This is a genomic window from Bacillus sp. JJ1503 (genome assembly GCF_036965125.1).
GTDB lineage: Bacteria > Bacillota > Bacilli > Bacillales > Cytobacillaceae > Cytobacillus.
Map to the genome: position 1 here is coordinate 1 of NZ_JBALOZ010000436.1, position 5,507 is coordinate 5,507.

The 5,507-nt window shown below is 36.6% G+C and carries 7 protein-coding genes; 2 read left to right on the plus strand and 5 right to left on the minus strand.

The genetic code is table 11. The annotated features are described in order from the left end of the window. Positions 1-13: 13 nt before the first annotated feature. Entirely contained in the window at positions 14-583 is a 570-nt protein-coding gene (locus tag V7149_RS24590; RefSeq protein ID WP_335348199.1) for a hypothetical protein, read from the plus strand. A gap of 34 nt (positions 584-617) precedes the next feature. Here V7149_RS24590 and V7149_RS24595 read toward each other — a convergent pair whose 3' ends face one another. The 3 genes from V7149_RS24595 to V7149_RS24605 are packed head-to-tail and all read right to left on the minus strand — an operon-like array spanning position 618 to position 2,704. After that, a complete protein-coding gene (locus V7149_RS24595) occupies positions 618-1,031 on the minus strand; it encodes a Fur family transcriptional regulator (protein ID WP_335348193.1) in 414 nt (137 codons plus the stop codon). Positions 1,032-1,070: 39 nt separating this feature from the next. Beyond that, positions 1,071-1,907: a metal ABC transporter permease gene (locus tag V7149_RS24600; RefSeq protein ID WP_335348194.1), complete on the minus strand. Its 837-nt coding sequence runs from the start codon at positions 1,905-1,907 to the stop codon at positions 1,071-1,073. Beyond that, positions 1,901-2,704 (minus strand): metal ABC transporter ATP-binding protein, encoded by an 804-nt coding sequence (locus V7149_RS24605; RefSeq protein ID WP_335348195.1) that lies wholly within the window; start codon positions 2,702-2,704, stop codon positions 1,901-1,903. Before V7149_RS24605 ends, V7149_RS24600 begins: the two co-directional genes overlap by 7 nt. 163 nt (positions 2,705-2,867) lie before the next feature. On the opposite strand from V7149_RS24605, the gene V7149_RS24610 reads away from it, so the two are divergent. Then, complete coding sequence (locus V7149_RS24610) at positions 2,868-3,122, plus strand: DUF2624 domain-containing protein (protein WP_335348196.1); 255 nt, start codon at positions 2,868-2,870, stop codon at positions 3,120-3,122. 69 nt (positions 3,123-3,191) lie between these two features. Here the strand turns inward: V7149_RS24610 and V7149_RS24615 are convergent, their stop codons facing one another. Both V7149_RS24615 and V7149_RS24620 read right to left on the minus strand, forming a co-directional pair. After that, entirely contained in the window at positions 3,192-4,085 is an 894-nt protein-coding gene (locus tag V7149_RS24615; protein WP_335348197.1) for a deoxyribonuclease IV, read from the minus strand. 26 nt (positions 4,086-4,111) lie between these two features. Beyond that, positions 4,112-5,425 (minus strand): DEAD/DEAH box helicase, encoded by a 1,314-nt coding sequence (locus V7149_RS24620; protein ID WP_335348198.1) that lies wholly within the window; start codon positions 5,423-5,425, stop codon positions 4,112-4,114. Positions 5,426-5,507 lie beyond the last annotated feature (82 nt).

The following is a 5,507-nucleotide window of genomic DNA, read 5'->3' on the forward strand; positions in this document are numbered from 1 at the left end:
GGGAGTATTAAGAATGAAAAAGCGTTTTGGTATTGATATTGATGGGACAGTTTCATGTCCTTCTTCAATGATCCCATTTTTAAATAAAGCCTTTAATTTAAACATTACTTTAAATGATGTTAAACAATACGATCTTACCCATTTAGTAGAAATTACAGAGGAAGAATTTGCACATTGGTTTGCTGAAAGTGAGCCGGCTATATATGCTGAATCACCGCTTGCTGTGGGGGCTAAAGAGATTTTGAATAAATGGGAAAAGGAGCATGAATTATTTTTCATTAGTGCTCGGGGTTCGCACTTACTGAAGCTTACTGAGGAATGGTTTTTAAAGCATGCGTTATCCTTTCATCACATTGAGTTAATTGGAACCCATTACAAAGTAAAGGCAGCTAAAGATTTCAAAGTCGATATCTTTTTTGAAGATAAGCATGATAATGCTGTGATGATACACGAAGAATGCCAAATTCCTGTTATTTTATTTGATACTCCGTATAACCAGGATCCAATACCTTCTGGAGTAATTCGCGTAAAAAACTGGATGGAAGCAAACGAATGGGTAGATAAATGGTTAAAAGAAGGCTAAATAAAAACGGTGTTAAGCCGTTTTTATTTAGCCCTCAGCTGACACATTCTGGGCAGCGGCCATATATTTCAAATTTATGTCCGGAAATATCATAGCCCTTTAAATTGTCCTGCAGCTCTTGCATCGGACACGTGTCAATTTCTTTAGTTTTCCCGCAATCCATACATATAAAATGATGGTGATGATGTTCATGCGCGCAAGTATAGCGAAAATGCTTCTCCCCAGAAAGTTCCGTCATTTCAAAAATGCCAAGCTCGACAAATAAAGATAAATTTCTATAAATGGTATCAAAGCTTAAGCCAGGATAATCATCCTTCATCCATGTCAAAACATCACGTGCAGTTAAATATTTATTACTTTTTGCAAAAAACTGCAGCATTTCTTCTCTTTTTCCTGTATGTTTATAGCCCTTTTCCTTTAATAGCTGTAATGCTTCATTGATATCCACTTCATTCACCTCATTAAAATGAACTCTATGTCAGATTTGCTATATGTTAGTTGTGAATTTTTTGAACAAGATCGTCATGATCAAAATAAAGACCGCGATTATAACGATTGTTCCGCCTGGGGCTAGATCTAAGTAATAGGAGAGTGTCAGCCCGCCTAGTACGGAAGTTTCGCCAAATATGACTGAAAAAAAGATCGTTTGTTTAAAGCCTTTTGCAATGCGAATACTGGCTGCGACCGGTAAGGTCATTAAAGAAGAAACTAACAGAATCCCCACAATTCGCATCGATGCAGCAATCACGAGTGCAACCATGATGATAAATATAAAATGCACCCATTTTGCAGCTATCCCTGAAGCCTTTGCATGTTCTTCATCAAAGGAAAGCAGGAATAATTCTTTATACAGAAGGAAGATCATTGATATGACGAGAATACTGATAATTAATATCGTCCATAAATCAACACGGCTTACTGCACTGACACTTCCAAATAAATAACTAAATAAATCTGTATTAAAGCCATCTGCAAGAGAAATAAAAATAACGCCTATCCCAATCCCACCGGATAATATAATAGGAATAGCCAGCTCTTGATAATGCTTATAAACAGATCTTAGCTTTTCAATAAATAAAGACCCTGTCACAGAAAAAGCCATTCCCATATAGATGGGATTCAATCCGCTTAATCCCGTCACTTTCTTTTCGAAATAGAGACTTGCTGCTATTCCGGCAAGGGTAACATGGCTTAATGCATCGGCAATAAGTGACAGCCTTCGGACAACAATAAATACACCTAATAATGGTGCAATAATTCCAATAATAATTCCCGTTAAAAAGGCATTTTGCAAAAATTCATATTGTAGTATCCCCGCTAGCATTGCCCTGCTCCTCCATGCTGGTGATGATGGTGATCATGATTATGTGTCAGGATATGAATGTCATGACCATAAAAATCAGACATCTCCTCCATTTTCAACTGCTCAAACTCATTAGTTTCCCCATGAAAATGTAAATGCTTATTTAAACAAGCAACATGAGTAACCTTGTCAGATATGGCGCCAATATCATGTGTGACTAAAAGAAGTGTAATTCCTAATTCTTTATTTAGGCTATCAAGCATCTCGTAAAAGGATTGCACATTTTGTGCATCAACTCCCACTGTAGGCTCATCTAAAATCATTAGTTTCGGATCACTTACTAAAGCTCTTGCTATGAATACACGCTGCTGCTGTCCTCCTGAAAGCTCCCCAATATTACGTTTTTGAAAAGGGAGAAGCCCTACTGAGTCGATAGCTTTTATAACCTTTTGCCTGTGCTCATTTTTCATAAACTTAAAAAGACCAAGCTTTTTTGTTAATCCACTAGCTACCACCTCATAGACGGTTGCTGGAAAACCAGTGTTAAATGAGTTTGCCTTTTGAGAAACAAAGCCAATTTTGTGCCAATCCTTAAATTTGCTTATCTCCTGACCAAAGAGCTGAATTTCACCTTTTTGCGTTTTAAGCAGCCCTAGAATTAGCTTTAATAAAGTGGATTTCCCCGAACCATTTGGACCAACAATTCCAAGAAAGGCCCCTTCTTTTATGGATAAATTTATATCTTCCAGTACGTTTTCTTTTTCATAACGATAAGATAATTGATTGATATTTATTATAGGCTTATCATGTGCCTTCATTTACTATCACCTTTTTAAATTAAGAATCATTCCGATTTAACAAAAGTTAGTATACAGGAAGAAAAAATATTTGTAAAGAAACAAGGCACTTACCTTTAATTAGATTATTGCTGTCACATATTGCCTATCTCCTTCATAAAGTACTACGGAGGAGTGATGAGAGATGAAGATCTTTGAAAATATCATCAATCATAAAATAAGCAATATTACTGCCGATGAATTATTAAAATATGGAGACCAATTCCAAATCTCAATTACAAAGCCGCAAGCGAGTAAAATCGCAGCTTATCTGCGTGGAAAAAGCATTAATATTTTTAATGATGCCGAGCGTTCTAAATTAATTAAGGATATCGCAAGACTTGCTGGTCCAGAAACGGCTAGACAAGTTAACCAATTGTTTATTCAGCTTACAAAATAACCTAAGATTTATTTTTCCATTAAAAAAAGCTGCGAATGATTTCACAGCTTTTTTTAATTTATTAATCAGTTATCCCTGCATAATGATGTCCTGAAGATTATCGTTAAATTCTTGGGCTTTCAGCATAGCAATTTCATATTTATAAGGGGCTTTTTTATTATTTTTGTCCTCTCCCACGAAAGGCGTCTCAAGAATTTTTGGAATGTCTTTCAACTGTGGATGATGGACGATATAATTTAACGCTTTGAAGCCGATATGGCCAAAGCCTATATTCTCATGACGGTCCTTACGCATTCCGCGCTCATTTTTACTATCGTTAATATGCAATACCTTTAAACGGTCCAGCCCAATAATACGATCAAATTGTTCTAAAACCCCATCAAAGTCTTCAACAATATTATAGCCGGCATCATGTATATGACAAGTATCAAAACAGACTGAAAGATGATCATTGTAATGAACCCCGTCTATAATCATTGCTAATTCTTCAAATGATTTTCCACATTCGGAACCTTTGCCTGCCATCGTTTCAAGAGCGATTTGAACCTTTTCGTCTCCATTTAATACTTCGTTTAGCCCTTCAACAATTTTTTTAATTCCAGCCTCTGTCCCCGCACCAACGTGAGCGCCTGGGTGCAATACAATTTGTTTTGCCCCGATTGCCTCTGTACGATCAATTTCTGTTCTTAAAAAATTAACTCCTAACTCAAAAGTATTCGGATTTTCGGTATTTCCAATATTAATAATATAAGGTGCATGGACAATAATATCAGATATACCATTTGCCTCCATATGCTTAAGGCCTGCTTCAATATTCAAATCCTCGATTTTTTTTCTTCTCGTATTTTGAGGGGCTCCTGTATAAATCATAAACGTATTTGATCCATAGGATACCGCTTCCTTGCTGGCAGCTAGGAGCATGTCCTTTCCACTCATCGATACGTGTGAACCTATTTTCAACATAATGGCTTCCTCTCTCCCTTTGTTATCTATTTTTTACGCTGTAATCTTTTTTGGCGTTTTTTGAAGCTTTCTATTTCAGATTGCATTTTCTTTTTATATCCTGGCTTTACCTTTTTAGGCTTTTGAACAATAGACTGTGCTTGTTTATCGATTTCGTCTGCCTGCTTCTTGCGGCTTTTGCGCTTATTTCTCTTGCCTAAATCTGCCCATTCCCCTTTTTGAAGATCAACGTGTCGGAAATCGATCCCCATTTTATCAAGACGATTTAGTGCATCCTCATCGGATGTATCATAAATGGTAAGTGCAATACCAGAATTGCCTGCACGGGCTGTTCTCCCAACACGGTGAATATAAAAATCTAAATCAGAAGGCAATTCATAGTTAATAACATGACTGATGCCTTGAATATCGATCCCTCTAGCGGCTAAATCAGTGGCAACAATATATTGGAATTCCAAATCTTTAATTTGTTTCATCATTTTTTTACGCTCACGAGGATTAAGATCCCCGTGAATACGTCCCACTTTTAATCCTTTTTTAATTAAGGAATCAGCCACTTCATCTGCCATTTTCTTCGTATTTGTAAAAACGATAGCTAAATAGGGGTTGAATACCATTAATGCATCATGAACAAGCTTATCTTTATTGCGATGGCGGGATGGCATAATCCAATGCTCTATTTTGGCTGCTGTTACTTGTTCAGGTTCGATTTGAATGTATTTTGGATTTTCCATATACTTTTTTAAAAATGGCTTTAATTTTTCTGGAATGGTCGCGGAAAAAATCAACATCTGCAGCTTTTCAGGCATTCTTGCTGCGATTTGATCCACATCCTCGATAAAACCCATATCAAGCATAAGATCCGCTTCGTCTACTACAAGCATATTGGCTGTATGGACAAATAAGGCTTGTTCCTTAATCAAATCGTTAATTCTTCCAGGAGTTCCGACAACAATATGTGGCTGAGTTCGTAATTTTTCAATCGATCTCTGCTTATCAGTTCCACCGACATAACAGCGGGCTGATATGTCTTGTCCCTCTTGGCAATGCTTTGTTACCTTTAAAATTTCATGATAGATTTGGGTAGCCAGCTCTCTTGTAGGTGCAGTTATGACTGCTTGTACCTCCTGATTTTCAGACTTTACCTTTTGTAATATTGGTAAAATATAGGCATGCGTTTTTCCGGTCCCAGTTTGTGATTGGCCGATTGCACTTTCACCTTTTAACACAGTCGGAAATAATCTTTCTTGGATTTCAGTTGGCTCATAAAAGCCTAAATCCTTCACCGCTTCCAAAATAAATGTCTTAAAATCATATCGTTCAAACTTATTATCCATCATTTATATAGCTCCTCATTTGTCGATTCATGTAATCATCCTGTTATTATAATAAAATTTGCATGAAATAACCACATATACCTTC